Origin of the sequence: Streptomyces marianii, from assembly GCF_005795905.1 — a bacterium.
Lineage (GTDB): Bacteria > Actinomycetota > Actinomycetes > Streptomycetales > Streptomycetaceae > Streptomyces > Streptomyces marianii.
In genome coordinates, this window is sequence record NZ_VAWE01000001.1 from 4,085,068 (window position 1) to 4,103,878 (window position 18,811).

The 18,811-nt window shown below is 71.8% G+C and carries 14 protein-coding genes; 8 read left to right on the forward strand and 6 right to left on the reverse strand.

The window, feature by feature from the left end:
* Positions 1–116: 116 nt before the first annotated feature.
* Together FEF34_RS18320 and FEF34_RS18325 are read right to left on the reverse strand one after the other, a co-directional pair.
* Positions 117–1,415, reverse strand: coding sequence for an MFS transporter (locus FEF34_RS18320; RefSeq protein ID WP_138054131.1), 1,299 nt, complete (start codon positions 1,413–1,415; stop codon positions 117–119).
* Complete coding sequence (locus FEF34_RS18325) at positions 1,412–2,065, reverse strand: GntR family transcriptional regulator (protein ID WP_171053001.1); 654 nt, start codon at positions 2,063–2,065, stop codon at positions 1,412–1,414. Before FEF34_RS18325 ends, FEF34_RS18320 begins: the two co-directional genes overlap by 4 nt.
* Before the next feature lie 287 nt (positions 2,066–2,352).
* Between FEF34_RS18325 and FEF34_RS18330 the strand changes: the two genes are divergently transcribed.
* A complete protein-coding gene (locus tag FEF34_RS18330; protein ID WP_138057566.1) occupies positions 2,353–3,276 on the forward strand; it encodes a D-alanyl-D-alanine carboxypeptidase family protein in 924 nt (307 codons plus the stop codon).
* Positions 3,277–3,366: 90 nt separating this feature from the next.
* On the opposite strand, the gene FEF34_RS18335 is transcribed toward FEF34_RS18330, so the two are convergent.
* Genes FEF34_RS18335 through pdhA form a run of 3 tightly spaced genes read right to left on the reverse strand, consistent with a single transcriptional unit; the run spans position 3,367 to position 6,969 of the window.
* Positions 3,367–4,809: a dihydrolipoamide acetyltransferase family protein gene (locus FEF34_RS18335; protein ID WP_138054133.1), complete on the reverse strand. Its 1,443-nt coding sequence runs from the start codon at positions 4,807–4,809 to the stop codon at positions 3,367–3,369.
* 10 nt (positions 4,810–4,819) lie between these two features.
* Positions 4,820–5,800: an alpha-ketoacid dehydrogenase subunit beta gene (locus tag FEF34_RS18340; protein WP_138054134.1), complete on the reverse strand. Its 981-nt coding sequence runs from the start codon at positions 5,798–5,800 to the stop codon at positions 4,820–4,822.
* 2 nt (positions 5,801–5,802) lie between these two features.
* A complete protein-coding gene (pdhA, locus tag FEF34_RS18345) occupies positions 5,803–6,969 on the reverse strand; it encodes a pyruvate dehydrogenase (acetyl-transferring) E1 component subunit alpha (protein WP_138054135.1) in 1,167 nt (388 codons plus the stop codon).
* 322 nt (positions 6,970–7,291) lie between these two features.
* On the opposite strand from pdhA, the gene FEF34_RS18350 reads away from it, so the two are divergent.
* On the forward strand, positions 7,292–7,951 hold the full coding sequence (locus FEF34_RS18350; protein WP_138054136.1) for a response regulator: 660 nt from the start codon (positions 7,292–7,294) through the stop codon (positions 7,949–7,951).
* A gap of 265 nt (positions 7,952–8,216) precedes the next feature.
* Entirely contained in the window at positions 8,217–9,275 is a 1,059-nt protein-coding gene (locus FEF34_RS18355; RefSeq protein WP_138054137.1) for a phosphotransferase, read from the forward strand.
* 28 nt (positions 9,276–9,303) lie between these two features.
* Here the strand turns inward: FEF34_RS18355 and FEF34_RS18360 are convergent, their stop codons facing one another.
* Positions 9,304–10,932 (reverse strand): protein kinase domain-containing protein, encoded by a 1,629-nt coding sequence (locus tag FEF34_RS18360; RefSeq protein WP_138054138.1) that lies wholly within the window; start codon positions 10,930–10,932, stop codon positions 9,304–9,306.
* A 302-nt stretch (positions 10,933–11,234) separates the two neighbouring features.
* Between FEF34_RS18360 and FEF34_RS18365 the strand changes: the two genes are divergently transcribed.
* The 5 genes from FEF34_RS18365 to FEF34_RS18385 all read left to right on the forward strand — a co-directional run bounded on the left by FEF34_RS18365 (position 11,235) and on the right by FEF34_RS18385 (position 18,754).
* Entirely contained in the window at positions 11,235–12,854 is a 1,620-nt protein-coding gene (locus FEF34_RS18365) for a protein kinase domain-containing protein (protein ID WP_138054139.1), read from the forward strand.
* Positions 12,855–13,238: 384 nt separating this feature from the next.
* Entirely contained in the window at positions 13,239–14,135 is an 897-nt protein-coding gene (locus tag FEF34_RS18370) for a hypothetical protein (protein ID WP_138054140.1), read from the forward strand.
* A 182-nt stretch (positions 14,136–14,317) separates the two neighbouring features.
* The gene (locus FEF34_RS18375; RefSeq protein WP_138054141.1) at positions 14,318–14,932 is read left to right on the forward strand and encodes a PadR family transcriptional regulator; all 615 of its coding nucleotides are present in this window, start codon (positions 14,318–14,320) and stop codon (positions 14,930–14,932) included.
* Positions 14,933–15,149: 217 nt separating this feature from the next.
* Entirely contained in the window at positions 15,150–15,899 is a 750-nt protein-coding gene (locus FEF34_RS18380; RefSeq protein WP_138054142.1) for an ABC transporter ATP-binding protein, read from the forward strand.
* On the forward strand, positions 15,896–18,754 hold the full coding sequence (locus FEF34_RS18385; RefSeq protein WP_138054143.1) for an ABC transporter permease: 2,859 nt from the start codon (positions 15,896–15,898) through the stop codon (positions 18,752–18,754). The genes FEF34_RS18380 and FEF34_RS18385 overlap by 4 nt, the downstream gene beginning before the upstream one ends.
* Positions 18,755–18,811 lie beyond the last annotated feature (57 nt).

An 18,811-nucleotide genomic window follows, 5' to 3' on the forward strand; every position in this document is an offset into this window, starting at 1 on the left:
CCGGGCCGCGTGCCCCGGGCTCGGGACGCCGTGCCCCGGGCCGCCCGTCGGCGGTGCACGTCTCGGGGGTGCCGTGGACGCCGTGCCGCGTACGCCCCCGGCATGCACCGTGCGCCTCACGCCGGGACGTGCACCGCCTCGACCCGGCTCGACACCAGCCGCTCCCGCTCCCGTCGCACCGTGCGCGCCCGCAGCCTCAGGATCTGCGTCACGCCCAGCGCCTCGAGGACGAAGACGGACGAGAACGCGATCCGGTAGTCGCCGCCGGTCGCGTCCAGCAGTACGCCCACCGCCAGCAGCGTGGTCATGGAGGCCACGAAGCCGCCCATGTTGACGATCCCGGACGCCGTCCCCTGGCGGTCCGGCGGATTGGCGGGCCGGGCGAAGTCGAAGCCGATCATCGACGCGGGTCCGCATGCGCCGAGGACCGCGCACAGGGTGATGAGCAGCCACATCGGGGCCGGTCCCGGATGGGCGAGGGCGGCGGCCCACACCGTGGCGGTCGCCCCGACCGTGCCGAGGGCGAGGGGCGCCCGTGCGGCGTGGTGCCGGGCGACGATCTGGCCGTAGACCAGTCCCACCACCATGTTGGAGACGACCACGAGGGTGAGGAGCCCGCCCGCGGTGTCCCGGGGGAGCCGCTGGGCCTCGACGAGGAACGGCAGCCCCCACAGCAGCAGGAACACCATCGCGGGGAACTGGGTGGTGAAGTGCACCCACAACCCGAGACGGGTGCCGGGCTCGCGCCAGGAGAGGGCGATCTGCCGGCGGACGAAGGCCGCCCCGGCGTGCTCGGCGGGTGGCGGTTCCCAGCCTTCGGGATGGTCCTTGAGGAAGAGGAGGAGCAGGACGAGGACGACCGCTCCGGCCGCGGCGCTGCCCGCGAACGTCGCGGTCCAGCCGAGGCCGTCCAGCATCCGGGAGACCACGATCGTGGAGACCAGGTTGCCCGCCATGCCGAACAGGGCCGCGACCTGGGCGACGAACGGTCCCCGGCGGGCGGGGAACCAGCGGGAGCCGAGCCGCAGCACGCTGATGAAGGTCATCGCGTCGCCGCAGCCGAGGAGGGCCCGTGCGCCGAGGGCCGTGCCGTAGGAGGGGGAGAGCGCGAAGCCGAGCTGTCCCGCGGTGAAGAGGACGACGCCGATGGTCAGCACCCTCTTGGTGCCGAGCCGGTCGACCATGAGGCCGACGGGTATCTGCATGCCCGCGTAGACGAGCAGTTGGAGTATGGAGAACGTCGACAGCGCGGACGCGTTGACGTCGAAGCGGTCGGCGGCGTCGAGTCCGGCGACGCCCAGCGACGTACGGAAGATGACGGCGACGAAGTAGACGGAGACGCCGATGCCCCAGACGAGGGCGGCCCGGCGTCCGCCCGGGGGATCACCGGGCAGTGCGGCGGTTTCCCGGCTCATCGCTCCTCACCCCGGACCAGCACCTTGACCCAGCCCAGGTGCTGGTGCACGCAGGCCGCGGCCCGCTCGGTGTCACCGGCCCTGATGGCGTCCAGCATCTCGGCGTGCTCGGCGACGTTCTTGGCGATGCGGTCGGGGTGCGAGTGCATGACGGCGACCCCCATCCGCAACTGCCGGTCGCGCAGCTGGTCGTAGAGGCGGGAGAGGATCTCGTTCCCGGCGTGCCGGACGATCTCCGCGTGGAAGCAGCGGTCGGTGACGGCGACCTGGGCGAGGTCGCCGGACTCGGCGCGCCGCTTCTGCTCCTCGAGCAGTTCCTCCAGGCGCTCGATCAGCCGGGGCGGGGCGGGTACGGCCCTGCGGACGGCGAACTCCTCGACCAGCAGCCGGGTTTCGACGACGTCGGCGATCTCCTGTGCGGAGACGGCGAGGACGAGCGCGCCCTTCTTCGGGTAGAGCCTGAGGAGCCCTTCCATCTCCAGCTTGAGGAGCGCCTCGCGGACGGGGGTGCGGGAGACCCCGACGGCCTCGGCGAGTTCGCCCTCGGTGAGGAGGGTGCCGCCCTCGTAGCGGCGGTCGAGGACGGCCTGCTTGATGTGGGCGTAGACGCGGTCGGCGGCAGGGGGCTGTCTCACGGGGGCGGCGGGCATGCGCACAGCATAGATACAACAGGTGTGCATCCGTGGACGTGTCCGCCATTCAGGACGGCCCGGAGCACGGGACCGGACGCGAGCGCGGGCGCGTGCACCGCCCCGGGGAGGCGGCGCCGGGGAAGCCCGGCCGAAACACGCGTCACACCCGTGCATCCATTCGCGCCCCTCACGTGTCTTGTATCGGGATCGTTCTTTCTCCAGATCCCCATTTGACTGTGAAAGCCAGGCTTTCGACGCATACGCGACTAATCGGAGCGTTTCCTTTGAAAACCAGCCACAAGGGCCTGCGCCGCGCCGCCACCGTCGCTCTCGCGGGTGGTCTGCTGCTGACGGCCTCGCCCTTGGCCGCCCCCGCGCAGGCGGCCACGCCGATCCCGTCCATCACCGCCAAGGGCGGATTCCTGCTGGACCAGGCGGACGGCAAGCCCATATACGGCAAGGCCAACAACACGCGCCGCCAGATGGCGAGCACCACGAAGCTGGTGACGGCCATCACAGTCCTCACCATCCCGGGCGTCGACCTGAACAAGAAGGTCACGGTCAAGGCGGAGTACCGCAACTACGTCGCCCGCGAGGGCGCCAGCACCGCTGACCTGCGCACCGGTGACAAGCTGACCGTCCGCCAGCTGCTGTCCGGGCTGATGCTGCCGTCCGGCTGCGACGCCGCGTACGCCCTCGCCGACACCTTCGGCACGGGCACGACGACCTCGGCCCGCACGAAGTCCTTCATCGGCAAGATGAACGCGAAGGCCAAGCAGCTCGGTCTGGTCAACACCAAGTTCGACTCGTTCGACGGCATCTCCACGACCGGGAACAACTACACGACCCCGTGGGACCTGGCGAAGCTCGCCCGACACGCCATGAGCAGCTCCGTCTTCCGCGACGTCGTCAAGCCCACGTCGTACAAGGCCCCTGCCACGACCAGCACCGGCGGCACCCGCACGTACACCTGGTACAACACCAACAAGCTGCTGGGCTCCTACAACGGCGCCATCGGTGTGAAGACCGGTACGGGCACGGCGGCGGGCCCCTGCCTCGTCTTCGCCGCGACCCGCAACGGCAGGACCTACACCGGTGTCGTCCTGGCCTCGTCCACCGGCGACAACCGCTTCAAGGACGCGGCGAAGCTGCTCGACTTCGGCTTCGCCTCCACCAGCGCCCGCTCGATGGAGCTGCGCCCGCTCCCGGCCGGCGCCCAGCGCGACTGATCGACGCGCGCACCGACCGACGGGAAGGTCCCGGGACGCGTTGGCATCCCGGGACCTTCCTCGTGCGGTGCCGCGTGGTGAACCGGCTGGTCAGGCCCAGGTGATGAGCCTCTTCGGCTGCTCCAGCACGGCGGCGACATCCGCCAGGACCTTGGAGCCCAGTTCGCCGTCGACCAGTCGGTGGTCGAAGGAGAGAGCGAGCGTGGTGACCTGGCGCGGCTTGATCTTGCCCTTGTGGACCCACGGCTGCAGCTTGATCGCACCGACCGCGAGGATGGCCGACTCACCGGGGTTGAGGATCGGCGTACCGGTGTCGACCCCGAAGACGCCCACGTTGGTGATCGTCACCGTGCCGCCCTGCATGGCGGCCGGCGTCGTCTTCCCCTCACGGGCCGTGGACACCAGCTCGCCGAGGGCCCCGGCGAGCTGCGGCAGGGTCAAGGCGTGCGCGTCCTTGATGTTCGGCACGATCAGACCACGCGGGGTGGCCGCGGCGATGCCCAGGTTGACGTAGTGCTTGAGCACGATCTCCTGGTTCGCCTCGTCCCAGGCGGCGTTGACCTCCGGGTTGCGCCTGATCGCGACCAGCAGCGCCTTGGCGATGAGCAGCAGGGGGTTCACCCGCAGCCCGGCCATGTCCTTGTCGGACTTGAGCTCCTCGACCAGCTTCATCGTGCGCGTGACGTCGACCGTGATGAACTCGGTGACGTGCGGCGCGGTGAAGGCCGAGCCGACCATCGCCGCGGCGGTGGCCTTCCGGACGCCCTTGATCGGGATCCGGGTCTCGCGGGCGCCGGCGGCCGCCGCGCCGGAAGGCGCCGCCACGGTCTCCGCGGCCACGGGCTCGGGCGCCGCGGCGGGCGCGGGTGCCTCGGCCGGGGCCACGGCAGCACGGACGTCGTCGCGGGTGATGATCCCGTCGGGTCCGCTCGGCACGACCGTGGCGAGATCCACTCCGAGGTCCTTGGCCAGCTTGCGGACCGGGGGCTTGGCCAGCGGTCGGGGCGCGGCGGGCGCCGCGGTCCCGTGACCGTTCAGCTCGGCCTGCACGGCCGCCTTGGCCTCGGCCCGCGCGGCCGGCTGGGCCTGCCCGGGCACCGGGGTGCCCTTGCGCGGACGGCGCTTGGTGGAGGACTCGGCCACGCCGTAGCCGACCAGCACGGGCTGGCGGCCGGTGGGCTTGTCCTTCGCCCCGGCCTCCGGCTCGGCTGCCGCGACTGCGGGCTCGGTGGCCGCCGGCGGCGGCTCCTCGGCCGGGCCGGAGCCCGGTGCCACGTCCACGGTGATGATCGCGGTGCCGACGTCCACGGTGGTGCCCTCGTCGAAGCGAAGCTCGTGCACCACTCCGTCGTACGGGATGGGCAGTTCCACCGCGGCCTTGGCTGTCTCGACCTCGCAGACGACCTGACCGTCGGTGACGGTGTCGCCGGGCTGGACGTACCACTTGAGGATCTCGGCCTCGGTGAGTCCCTCGCCCACGTCGGGCATCTTGAACTCGCGGAAGCGGGCGGAAGCGTCAGTCATCGTCGTCACGACCCTCTCCTCAGTACGCCAGCGAGCGGTCGACGGCGTCGAGCACCCGGTCCAGTCCCGGAAGGTACTCCTCCTCCAGCCGGGCCGGCGGGTACGGAGCGTGGAACCCGCCGACCCGCAGGACCGGCGCCTCCAGGTGGTAGAAGCTCCGCTCCGTGATGCGGGCGGCGATCTCCGCGCCCGAGCCGTAGAACACCGGGGCCTCGTGGACGACGACCAGCCGGCCCGTCCTCTCCACCGACCGCTGCACGGCGTCGAAGTCGATCGGGGACATCGAGCGCAGGTCCAGGACCTCGACCGACTTGCCCTCCTCCTCGGCGGCCGCGGCGGCCTCCAGGCAGACCTTCACCATCGGGCCGTAGGCGGCGAGGGTGATGTCCGTGCCGGCGCGGGCGACGCGGGCGGCGTGCAGCGGGTCCGGGATGGACTCGGTGTCGACCTCGCCCTTGTCCCAGTAGCGCCGCTTGGGCTCGAAGAAGATCACCGGGTCGTCGCTCTGGATGGCCTGCTGGAGCATCCAGTAGCCGTCGGCCGCGTTCGACGGCGAGACGACCTTGAGACCGGCCACATGGGCGAACAGCGCCTCGGGCGACTCGGAGTGGTGCTCGACCGCGCCGATGCCGCCGCCGTAGGGGATGCGGACGACGACCGGCAGCTTGACCTTGCCGAGCGCGCGGGCGTGCATCTTCGCGAGCTGCGTGACGATCTGGTCGTACGCGGGGAAGACGAAACCGTCGAACTGGATCTCGACGACCGGGCGGTAGCCGCGCAGGGCGAGACCGATCGCGGTGCCGACGATGCCGGACTCGGCGAGCGGGGTGTCGATGACCCGCTCCTCGCCGAAGTCCTTCTGGAGCCCGTCGGTGATGCGGAAGACTCCGCCGAGCTTGCCGACGTCCTCGCCCATGACGAGGACCTTGGGGTCGGTGTCGAGAGCCTTGCGCAGCGACTCGTTGAGCGCCTTGGCGAGCGACATCTTCTCTACGGCCATGGCTACTTGCCCTCCTGCGGCGCGTCGGCGAACGACGCCTGGTACGCGGCGAACTGCGCGCGCTCCTCGTCGACGAGGGCGTGCCCGTCGGCGTAGACGTTGTCGAACATGGCCATGTCGTCCGGGTCGGGCATGGCGCGCACCGCCTCGCGGACACGCTTGGCGAGCGCGTCGCTCTCCGCGTCGAGCTCGGTGAAGAACGCCTCGTCGGCGTGGCCCTGCGCGGCCAGGTACTTCCGGAGACGCAGGATCGGGTCCTTGGCCTCCCAGGCCGCCCGCTCGTCGTCGTGGCGGTAGCGGGTCGGGTCGTCGGAGGTGGTGTGGGCGCCCATGCGGTACGTGAACGCCTCGACCAGCGTCGGGCCCTCGCCCCGGCGGGCGCGCTCCAGCGCGGACCGGGTCACGGCCAGGCACGCGAGCACGTCGTTGCCGTCGACGCGGACGCCGGGGAAGCCGAAGCCCTGGGCGCGCTGGTAGAGCGGCACCCGGGTCTGGCGCTCGGTGGGCTCGGAGATCGCCCACTGGTTGTTCTGGCAGAAGAACACGACCGGGGCGTTGTAGACCGCGGAGAAGGTGAACGACTCCGCCACGTCGCCCTGGCTGGAGGCGCCGTCGCCGAAGTACGCGATCACCGCGGAGTCGGCACCGTCCTTGGCGACGCCCATCGCGTAGCCGGTGGCGTGCAGCGTCTGCGAGCCGATGACGATCGTGTACAGGTGGAAGTTGTTGCTGTTCGGGTCCCAGCCGCCGTGGTTCACGCCGCGGAACATCCCGAGCAGATTCGTCGGGTCGACCCCGCGGCACCAGGCGACGCCGTGCTCACGGTAGGTCGGGAAGACGTAGTCGTCGTCGCGCAGGGCGCGGCCGGAGCCGATCTGGGCGGCCTCCTGGCCGAGCAGCGAGGCCCACAGGCCCAGCTCGCCCTGGCGCTGCAGCGCCGTGGCCTCGGCGTCGAAACGGCGGGTGAGAACCATGTCCCGGTAGAGCCCGCGGAGCTCGTCGGGGCCGAGGTCGGCGACATGGCGGTCGTAGTCCGGGTGCTCGACCCGCTCACCCTCGGGCGTCAGCAGCTGTACGAGCTGGGGCTCGGAACCCGTTGGCTTCTTCGCTGCGCTGACGCGCTTACTGCTGCGGCGCGGTTTGCGCGCGGCAGTGTTCTCCACGGTCACGTGCGTGCTCCTCCGTCTGTCCGGCTCCCGGGGTCCGCCGGGGTCCAGTGCGGCTCGCCTGTCTCCCTACGGTGCACGGGGTGGGTGCGGCTCGGCCGGGAACAGGCGTGACAGGTGCCCCGGCGAGCGCCTGCCAAAGGCACGTTACCCAGTGGGGCGCATTCCTGCGAAACCCCATTTGACCTGCGATTTTGCTTGGATTTCCAAGTAAATCGAGAAATACGGGAACAACCACTGGTCACAGCCTTGCCGGCTGCCGGAACACGGGCACGTTATCCCGGTCGCCCCGGCATGGGAAGAGTGAGTATGTGAGACTTGGGCCGTGCACGAAGAAGGAAAAATCACCGTATTCCTGGTGGATGACCACGAGGTCGTGCGTCGCGGCGTGCACCAGCTGCTCTCCGTCGAGGACGACATCGAGGTCGTCGGCGAGGCCGGTACGGCGGCAGATGCCCTGGTCAGGATCCCTGCGGTGCGCCCCGATGTGGCGATCCTCGACGTTCGCCTCCCCGACGGAAGCGGGATCGAGGTCTGCCGGGAGGTCCGTTCGCTGAACGAGGACATCAAATGTCTGATGCTCACCTCGCACGCGGACGACGAAGCCCTCTTCGACGCGATCATGGCGGGGGCCTCCGGCTACATCCTGAAGGCGATCCGCGGCGCCGAGCTGCTGACGGCGGTGCGGGACGTGGCGGCGGGCAGGTCCCTGCTCGACCCGGCCGCCACCGCGCGCGTCCTGGAGCGACTGCGGGACGGGAACGCCCCCAAGACCGACGACAGACTGGCGAGCCTGACCGACCAGGAGCGCAGGATCCTGGACCTGATCGGCGAGGGGCTGACCAACCGGGCCATCGGCGAACGGCTGCACCTGGCGGAGAAGACCATCAAGAACTACGTCTCCGGTCTGCTGTCGAAGCTGGGCATGGAACGGCGCTCCCAGGCCGCCGCGTACGTGGCACGGCTCCGGGCCGAACGGCACTGAGGCACCCGTATACCCGGAGCGCCGGATTCCACCCGGTCGGGCAGAAGCCGTCCGGGTGAGGAACCTCCGGGCGCCGGACAAGCGCCCGCGGGCGGGGGCGTGGGGCGGACCCGGTCGCGGGGGTGACGGCCGCGCGCGAGGCCGTTGGCGTCACCGCCGGCGAACCGGTCCGCATGCGCCTCACACCCCGCTTCGCCACCGTGCACACCCCGGCCGTCCCGAGCAGCGACATCGGCGACACGCTGGGTGATCTAACATCTGAAGGGTGCCGCGCTCATCTGCTATTGCCCCACCCCCGATCGGCCCACCACCCCTCGCCGCGCTGCTGCGCCGGTACGAGGACGCCGGCGAACCCCTCTCCTGCGAACCCGTCACCCAGGGCCTGCTGAACCGCGGTTACCGGCTCGCCACCACACGCGGCGCCTACTTCCTCAAGCAGCACGTCGACGAGCCGACCGCCGACCGCGAGACCATCGCCCGCCAGCACCGGGCGGTCCGCCGCCTCCAGTCGCTCGGTGTTCCCGTCGCCCCGCCCGTGGCCGACAGGTCCGGCGACACAGTGGCCGTGATCGGCGGCCGCTGCTACGCCCTGCACCCCTGGGTGAACGGCCGTCACCGCCGCGGGGCCCAGCTCACCACCCTCGAGTCCCGCCGGCTGGGCGCCCTCCTCGGCTTGGTGCACACCGGCCTGGAGCGGGTCATGGACGCGGAGCCGGGGGGACGCCGAAGTACGGTACGACCGCACGAGAGCGCGGATCCCGAGGAGACCTTCGCCCTCATCGACGCTCTGCTGGAGCTGGCCCGCACCCATCGCCCCGGGGACAGTTTCGACGTCCTCGCCGAGCACCGGCTGCTGGAGCGCCGCGCCCTGCTCGAAGGGCATGCGCACCGCCGGCCGCCGCCGGCCGCCGCCGGCGGCTGGGTGCACGGCGACTTCCACCCGCTCAACCTGCTCTACCGGGGCGACCACCGAGGTGCGGAGCCGGCCGCGATCGTCGACTGGGACCGGCTGGGCGTCCAGCCGCGGGCCGAGGAGGCCGTGAGGGCCGCGGCGATCTTCTTCGTCCGGCCCTCGGGCCGGCTGGAGCTGGGCAAGGTACGGGCCTACGCGCACGCCTACCGGCGGGCGGCCGGGGCCGACGCGGCGGAACTCGCCGCCGCCGTGCACCGGGTGTGGTGGGAGCGGCTCAACGACTTCTGGATACTGCGCTGGCGCTACCAGCTGCACGACCGAAGGGCCGACCCGCAGTTCCCTGCGGTGTCGGCCCTGGCGGTGTGGTGGACGCGGGAGTACGAGGCGGTCTGCGAGGCCTTCGCCGGCTGACGGCGCCGACCGGGCGGCCCTCCCCGGGTCAGCCCGGCGTGGTTCCGGTGGTGGTGCCGGCGTCCGCGCCCGCGTCCGTACCGGTCGTCGTGCCCGCGTCCGTGCCCGTGCTCGTACCGGCATCGGTACCGGTGGTGGTGCCGGCGTCGGTGCCGGTCGTCGTGCCCGCGTCCGTACCGGTGGACGTGCCCTCCGTCGTGCCCTCGCTGGTGTTGCCCTCCGTCGTCCCGTCCGTGGTGCCCTCGGTGTCCGACGGGGTGTCGCTCGGGTCGTGGCTCGGGCTCTGCGGCTGCGACGGCGGCGGTTCCTGCCGGGAAGGACGGTCGCTCGGCGGCCATTGGCCCTGGTTGCCGTTCGTGCCCTGGTCCTCCTCCTCTTCCTCCTCGGATTGCTCCTCCGAGGGGGTCGGCGAAAGGTCGGACTGGGTCGGGGTGTCGGAGACCTTCTGGTCGTCCTTCGGCTGCGTGCCGGGGTTGCCCGCCCGGTCCAGCGCGAAGGCCACACCCGCCACGACCGCGATCACCGCGAGCGCGACGAACAGCCACACCTTGCCCCTTCCGCCCCTGCCGCCGCCGGGCCCGGCGGCGTACGCGCCGTCTTCCGGATTGCGCGGCGGGAGGAGCGGGCCCTTCGAGGTCTCCCCGTGGTGCGGATGCCCCATGACCGCCGTCGCGCCCATGCCCTGCGCCGGGGTGTGGCCGCCCTCGTGCATCTCGACCGGGCCGGTGTTCCAGGCACCCGTGTGGCTGCCCTGCTGCTGCAGCATCTGCAACCCGTACTGCAGGAGCGCCCGCATCTCCTCGGCGCTCTGGAACCGGTCGTCGGGGTCCTTGGCCAGCGCGCGCATCGCGAGCCCGTCCAGCTCCGGCGGGGCCACGTCCGAGACCTCGGAAGGGGGCACCGGCATGTCCTGGACGTGCTGGTAGACGACGGACAACGGTGTCTCGCCGGTGAACGGCGGGCGCAGCGCGAGCAGTTCGTAGAGCAGACAGCCCGTGGCGTACAGGTCCGAGCGGTGGTCGACGGCCTTGCCGAGCGCCTGCTCCGGGGAGAGGTACTGGGGCGTGCCCATGACCATGCCGGTCTGGGTCATCGTCGTCGAAGCGCCGTGCAGCGCACGGGCGATGCCGAAGTCCATCACCTTGACCGCGCCGCTGTTGGTGATGATGACGTTCGCCGGCTTGATGTCGCGGTGGACGATGCCGTGCTGGTGCGAGTACGCGAGTGCCTCGAGGACGCCGGAGACGATGATGAGCGCCTGCTCCGGCGGCGGCGCCTCGGCGTTGATCAGCAGATCGCGGATGGTGTGGCCCTCGACCAGCTCCATCACGATGTACGGCACGGACTGCCCGTCCACGACGTCCTCGCCGGAGTCGTACACCGCCACGATGGCATGGTGGTTGAGGCCCGCGACGGACTGCGCCTCGCGCGTGAAGCGCGCCTTGGACACCGGGTCCTCGGCCAGATCGGCACGGAGCAGCTTCACGGCGACGGTGCGGCCGAGCCGGACGTCCTCCGCCGCGAACACCTCGGCCATACCGCCCCGGCCGAGACGGTGGGTCAGTCGGTACCGGCCGTCGCCGACGAGCCCGCCGACGCCCCAGGAGTCAGCAGCATCCGACACTCCGCCGCCATGTGGTCCGGATTCGGGTGCCATCAGTCCTCGCCGTCGTGTCTTGCCGCGCTGCGCGCGAGCGGCATCTCTCGGTGGTTCGACACGTCACGCTACAGGCTTCCGGCGACACGCCGGTCCGAGATGGACCGGTAGCCGGACCCGTTGCCGGTGGGCCGGAGCACATAAGTCCGGTTCCTGTAACGCTTGCGAGACGCTTCTTGTGCGTACGGTCACGGAACGGGCACCCGGCTTGACGTGTCACTGCCCTCGGGCAGACTTGCCACGTAATCCGGATCACCGCGGCCACCGCTCCACGGTGTGCGTGCCTAGGGGGAAGCACAGTCATGAGCCAGGACGGCGCACAGGGCGGCCGCTACGCGGGCGGTTCGGTAGCGGGCGGCCGGTACCAGCTTCGCGACCTGCTCGGCGAAGGCGGGATGGCGTCGGTGTACCTCGCGTACGACAGCGCGCTGGACCGGCAGGTCGCCATCAAGACGCTCCACACCGAACTCGGCCGGGAACAGTCCTTCCGCGAGCGCTTCCGGCGCGAGGCCCAGGCCGTCGCCAAGCTGTCCCACACGAACATCGTGTCCGTCTTCGACACCGGTGAGGACGAGCTCAACGGCGCGCTCATGCCGTACATCGTCATGGAGTACGTGGAGGGCAAGCCACTCGGCTCCGTCCTCCAGGAGGACACCCGGCAGTTCGGCGCGATGCCGGCCGACAAGGCGCTCAAGGTGACCGCCGACGTACTGGCAGCGCTGGAGACCAGCCATGAGATGGGCCTGGTCCACCGGGACATCAAGCCGGGCAACGTGATGATGACGAAGCGCGGCGTCGTCAAGGTCATGGACTTCGGTATCGCCCGCGCCATGCAGTCGGGCGTCACGTCGATGACGCAGACCGGCATGGTCGTCGGTACTCCGCAGTACCTGTCTCCCGAGCAGGCCCTCGGACGCGGCGTCGACGCCCGCTCCGACCTGTACTCGGTCGGCATCATGCTCTTCCAGTTGCTGACGGGCCGGCTGCCGTTCGACGCGGACTCGCCGCTGGCGATCGCGTACGCGCACGTCCAGGAGGAGCCGGTCGCCCCGTCCTCCATCAACCGCTCGGTGACCCCGGCGATGGACGCCCTGGTCGCACGGGCGCTGAAGAAGAACCCGAACGAGCGCTTCCCGAGCGCCGCCGCCATGCGCGACGAGTGCCTGCGGGTCGCGGGCGCGGGCCAGACGCACGCCCCCGTGATCGTGCAGGGCGCTCCGACGACGAACAGCGGCTCGGGCGTCGCGTCCGCGGTGTTCCCGCCGGTGGACCAGTCGGCCCCGGCCCCGGGCCCGGGCAGCGTCCAGCAGCCCTACCAGCCCGGCCCGTACGGCCCGTCGACGCCGGCCCCCGGCCCGGTGCACGGCCCCACCCCGGGCTACGGCTATCCGCAGCAGGCCCCGGCCTACCAGACCCAGGCCCCGGTGCCCCCGGCGTACCAGCTCTCCCCCCACCAGGCCGCCGCCCCCGCACCGTCCGGAGGCGGCAGGCGGAGCACGCCGCTGATCGTCGGCTCGATCGTGGTGGCGCTCCTCGCGGTCGGCGGAGTGGTCACGGCGCTCACCCTGAACGGCGGCGACGAGGGCGGAGGCGGCGCCGACCCGTCGGTCTCGGAGCCGGCCGTCGCGGGCCACAAGCCGCCGGAGCGCAACCGCACGATGGACACGGACGAGTGCACGGACGCACAGGAGGACAGCGACGACCCGGCGAAGGTCCGGGCGCCCAGCTTCACCTACAAGGACGTGATCTCCGTCAAGTCGTGCCTGCAGGCCGCGGGCTGGAAGTTCAAGGTCACGGAGAAGGACGACCCCCAGTTCGCCGAGGACCAGGTCATCGACCAGTTCCCCACGGAGGGCACCGCCGTGGTGCCGGGCAACCAGACCTTCGAGCTGACGGTCGGCACGGGGAACCCGGGGTACTAGCTAGCTAGGGCGTGTTGCGAAAGTAGCTCCGTCCGCCCGCAGGGCGGGGCCTGCGGCGTCTGGTGCATGGGGCCTACCCCACCCCCTCGGCCCCGAGGGCCGGGGGAGGCCCCGTGCACCGGACGCCGCTCCTTGACGGGCAAACCCTGCCTGACGCGGCACCAGTGATCGCCAGACCTTGGGGACCGTGCGGCCGCACCGCCACACGCCCAGGCGGGCTTCTCCTCTGAGAGTGAGTGGCCCTGAGAGTGAGTGGCCCGGCACGCGTTCGTGCCGGGCCACTCTCCGCCAGACAGTCCGGTTTCGCCCGGGATGCCGGAAGTTCCCGACCATGTGACGCTGAGCCCGAAACCTCGGCGACCCGGCTCGGGAGGGGGTCACCCCGTGACTCCGAAGCTCCGCACGCACTGCGCGACGACCCTCGCGGCACTGGTCCTCACCCTGCCCGTCGCGACGTACGCCTACGCCGACGGCCCCCTGACCCACTCCGCGGAGTCGCGCGGGGACGGCGAGGGCCGCGGACGGGGCGGCGAGGACGGCCGGTACGACGGGTCCGGGCGGTACGGCGGCGAGGAGCGCGGTGAACGTGGCCCGTACGGCGGTGACGGGCGCGACGGCAGCCGCCGGTACGGCCAGAGCACGCACGGCGAGGAGCGCGGGCGTTCCCGGACGCCGGGGGCAGGCGCGGATCACACCGGCCCCGACCGGAGGACACTCGCCGCCGGCGACCCGGCGCACGGCGCACCGTCACACCGGCGGGCCGACGGGGGCGCCGCACCGGAACAGGGCACGGGCACGGCCGGGGACCGCCCGCCGGCGGACCCCGGACGCTCCCGGGCGGCGCACGCACCACGCGGGAAGGCCGCCGAGCGACCCGATCCGTCACCCACCCCGTCGCTGGCCGGGCGTCAGGCCGGCGAGGGCCGGCTGCGCCCCGGCCGGACCTCCGCGCCCTCACCCGACGCGTCGACGCCCCCCGGCCGGCACCACGACGACGGGCTCGGACACGGCCGCGACCCCGAGGAGGCCGCGACCGAGGAGGACACCACGCCGCACGACGAGAACACGGCCGAGGCCGAGGCCCACGCCGTGCCGGACTCCCCGTCTCCCTCGGAACCCACCCCTACGGACGACGCGTCTCCCGCCGCCGCGGGCAGGTCCCACCCGCGTCCCGTACCCCAGCCGCTCGAACGGCAGATCCCGGCGCTGACGCTGGGCGCCGGCTGTGCCCTCATGGGGCTGGGGCTGGGCTACATGGGGCTACGGCTGCGTCGCGGCTGAGCCCGGGGACGCTCCCACGCCCTCCCCGTCCACCCGTTCGGGCGGTGCGCTCGTGCCGTTTCGTCCGGGTGCGTACGGCGGTGTCGTCCTCCCCGGGTTCGTGTGTCCCCCGTACGGACTACGCCGGACGTCCGCCTCAGGGCGGTTGGTCGCCGTCGGCATACCCGGTATACATACTCGGTATGTCGATCCGGCACGGGCTGCTCGCCCTCCTCGAACGCGGTCCCCGCTACGGTTCCCAGCTCCGCACGGAGTTCGAGTCCCGTACGGGGGCGACCTGGCCGCTCAACGTGGGCCAGGTCTACACGACCCTGAACCGGCTGGAGCGCGACGGAATGGTCGCGCAGGACGGCGAGGACGAGGCCGGCCACACGCTCTACGCCATCACCGGCGCCGGGCGGGCGGAGCTGCGGGCCTGGTTCGAACGGCCCGTCGACCGGACCAGCCCCGCGCGGGACGAGCTGGCCATCAAGCTCGCCATGGCGGTCGGCGCGCCGGCCGTCGACATCCGCGATGTCATCCAGTCCCAGCGCCGCCACACCGTGAAGGCGATGCAGGACTACACCCGTCTCAAGGCCCAGGCGCTGGAACCGGCGCCCGCCGACCGGGACGAGATCGCCTGGCTGCTCGTGCTGGAGCAGCTCATCTTCCAGACCGAGGCGGAAGCCCGCTGGCTCGACCACTGCGAGGCCCGGCTCATCCGGCTCTCCGCGGCGGCGGAGCGGCACCCGGAGCCCGCACCCCCACCCGCCCCGGCTCCGGCACCCGCCCACGGACACCGGAGGAGGCCCGGCTGAGCCCCGCCCCTGCTCGACAGGGGTCGCGTCCGGGTCCGGCGCCGACCCACCGGCGCCGGACGGGGTGAGGCAAGCGCCGTACGCCGGGCGCACTCGAACCCTTCTCCCGGCCCTCGCAGGAGGCCCGTTCGGGCCGTCCCGCCCCGGTGCCTCCCAGGCACTCGCCTTCCACATCCGCTCATGTACGCCTCACGCGTACGCCCAAGGGGGACCTCTCATGTCCGACCATTCCCACCAGCCCCAGCAGCCCGTCCTGCAACTACGAAACCTGTCCCGGGTGCACGGCAGCGGTGCCACCGAGGTGCATGCACTGCGCGGTGTCGACCTCGATGTGTTCCCCGGTGAACTCGTCGCCGTCATGGGCCCGTCCGGCTCCGGGAAGTCCACGCTGCTGACGATCGCGGGCGGCCTCGACACACCGACGTCGGGCCAGGTGATCGTCGAGAACACCGACATCACCACCGCCGACCGCAGGACACTCGCCGCGCTGCGCCGGCGCAGCATCGGGTACGTCTTCCAGGACTACAACCTCATACCGGCGCTGACCGCCGCGGAGAACATCGCACTGCCCCGCGAACTCGACGGCCACTCCGCTCGCAGGGCCCGGAACGAGGCCGTCACGGCCCTCGACGAGATGGGTCTCGGCCATCTCGCCGACCGGTTCCCCGACGAGATGTCCGGCGGCCAGCAGCAGCGGGTGGCCATCGCCCGCGCGCTCGTCGGCGACCGCCGTCTGGTGCTCGCCGACGAACCGACCGGCGCTCTGGACTCCGAGACCGGTGAGTCCGTCCTCGCGCTGCTGCGCACGCGCTGCGACGCGGGAGCGGCGGGCATCCTCGTCACCCATGAGCCCCGCTTCGCCGCGTGGGCGGACCGGGTCGTCTTCCTCCGCGACGGCTCGGTGGTCGACCAGACCGTCCGCAGCGACGCGGACTCCCTGCTGAGTGGTCAGGCGGCCGAGCGGTGAGGAACTGGTACCACTCCTGGCGCGCCGCGGTCCGTATCGCCCGCCGCGACGCCGTCCGCTCCAAGGGACGCAGCTTCCTCGTCCTCGCGATGATCGCCCTCCCGATCCTCGGGGTGAGCGCCGCCGATCTGACCCTGCGCAGCGCCGAGCTCTCCACCGAGCAGTCCCTGGAGCGCAAGCTCGGCCGCGCCGACGCCCAGGTGAGCGATGCCCAGACAGGTGGCGTGCCGATCCACCAGACCCCGGACGGCAACGGTTACGACCCCGTCGGGGACTTCTCGGACAAGCCCTGGCCCGAAGGCGACACGGATGTCCGCAAGGCCCTCCCGGCCGGCACGAAGTTCCTCGAGGACTCGTCCGGTTCCGGGAAGTTGCGCACCGCGCACGGGCTGCTGAACGCCGAGATCCGGGAGCTCAGGGCCGTTGATCCGATGGCCGAGGGCATCATGACGCCGGTCAGCGGCCGCTTCCCGAAGTCGCCGGACGAGGTGGCGGCGACGACGCACTTCCTGGAGTCCAGCGGGCTGAGCGTGGGCTCGAAGCTGGTGGCGCGCGGGCTGGACCGCGAGTACACGATCACCGGCTCCTACGAACTGCCGGACTCGCTGAAGAGCGACCAGGTCAACGCGCTCCCCGGCGCACTGCTGGACCCGCTCGACAAGGCGCTCACCGCAGACGGGCTGCCGGGCACCGAGAAGTCCACGAACTACCTGGTGAGCCTGCCGGGCGGTTTCACGTGGAACATGGTCCAGGAGATCAACACCAAGGGCGTCCGGGTGCTGTCACGCGCCGTGCAGCTCTCGCCGCCGGCCGATGCGGACGTGCCGCTGTACGAGCGCAAGGGCTGGGATAACAGGAACTACGAGCAGAGCACCGCCGCCCGGGCCGCCGCGCTCGCGGCGGTCGGCACGGTCGTCGGTCTGGCCATGCTGGAGATCTGTCTGCTGGCAGGGCCCGCCTTCGCGGTGGGTGCCCGGCGCTCGCGCCGCCAGCTCGGGCTGGTCGGCGCCAACGGCGGCGACCGCAGCCACGTCCGGGCCATCGTCCTGGCCGGCGGGCTGGTGATCGGCGTCGCCTCCGCGGTCGTGGGCACGGTCCTCGGCCTGATGCTGACCTTCGCGCTCCGTCCCCTGCTGGAGGACTACATCGGTGCGCGCTTCGGCAGCTTCGACATCCGTCCTCTCGAACTGCTCGGCATCGGACTCCTCGCCGTGGTCACCGGTCTGCTGGCCGCGATCGTCCCCGCGGTGACCGCTTCCCGGCAGACCGTTCTGGCCTCGCTCACCGGCCGCCGCGGTATCCGGCGGAGCAACCGGGTACTGCCCGTGCTCGGACTGGTCGCCGTGGCGCTCGGCGCCGCGATCGCCCTCTACGGCTCGCTGCTCACCGAGCAGTTCGTCATCGTCGCGGGCGGCAGCGCCCTCGCGGAGCTCGGCGTGGTCGCCATGACGCCCGCGCTGGTCGGCCTGTTCGGCCGCTCCGGCCGCTGGCTGCCGCTGTCACCGCGGCTGGCGCTGCGGGACGCGGTGCGCAACCGGGGCCGCACGGCACCGGCGGTGGCCGCCGTACTCGCCGCGGTCGCCGGAACCGTCGCCGTGGCCACGTACGCCACCAGTAGTGACGCCCAGTCGGAGGCCTCGTACGAGGCGCGGCTGCCGCACGGTGCGGTCTCGATGGTGATCGCCGACGGCGGCGGACGGGATGTGCCGGCGGCCCGCGCCGCGGTGCAGAAGTACCTGCCGGTGGACGTGCGCGCCGACGTGGACCGGATCGTCGTCGGGAGCGTCAACTGCCCGCCGTTCGGCGGCGGCAAGGAATGCGGCAGCTACGAGATCGTCGTGCCCGAGCCGAACCGCTGTCCGCTGTGGAGCTCCTCCGACGGCCAGGATCCCTCCGAGAAGTTCACCAAGGCCCAGCTGCGCGCACTCGCCAAGGACTGGCGGTGCAAGGAGAGCTCCGGCATGACCTACACGGAGAGCGGGGTGCTCGTCGCCGACGAGAAGCTGCTGGAGGTGCTCGCCGTCGACGATCCGTCCGCCGCGAAGGCCCTGGCGGACGGCAAGGCCGTCTCCTTCGACAAGCGCAACCTCGACGGAAGCGGTGCGGTCGCCATCCGACTGATCACCGACATGGAGGCTGCGAACCGGGCGATAGAGAACGACAAGGAGATCCCCGGCACGATCAAGTCCTTCCCCGTCCACCAGGCGGCAGACGAGGTCGACGCCTATGGGGTGGCCATGATCCTTCCGCCGCCGGCGGCCAAGGCGGCCGGCATCACCACCGTCCCGCTCGGTGCGTACTACTCCACGGACCGGATGCCCAGCAGCGAGCAGCGGCAGAAGCTCGACGGTGAGCTCGACAAGTCGGCCGCGAACATCGATCTGCACCTCGAGGAGGGCTACACCAGCGACAACAGCATCGTCCTGCTGGCCCTGACCGTCTTCGCCGGCCTGGTCACGATCGGGGCGGCCGGGATCGCCACCGGGCTGGCACAGGCCGACGCGGAGGCCGACCTCAAGACCCTGGCGGCCGTGGGGGCCCCGCCCCGGGTCCGTCGCACGCTGAGCGGATTCCAGTGCGGCGTCATCGCCGCGATGGGCGTGGTCCTCGGCTCGGCCGCCGGAGTCCTGCCCGCGATGGGCCTGCGGCTCACCGAGCACCGCCAGGAGCTCAAGTGGTACGAGGAGGCACTGGACGCCGGCTGGGGCGGGAACCTGACCCCTCCGGTGTCCACGATCGTCATCCCGTGGGGCACGCTGGCCGCCCTGCTGGTCGCGGTGCCGCTCGGCGCAGCCCTGCTGGCGGCACTGGTCACCCGCTCCCGGGGTGCGCTGGCCCGCCGTGAGGCGATCTGAGCCCTCTTCGGTACGCGCCCGGTGAAATCGTGCCCTCGCACCAGGGTGGATCACCCC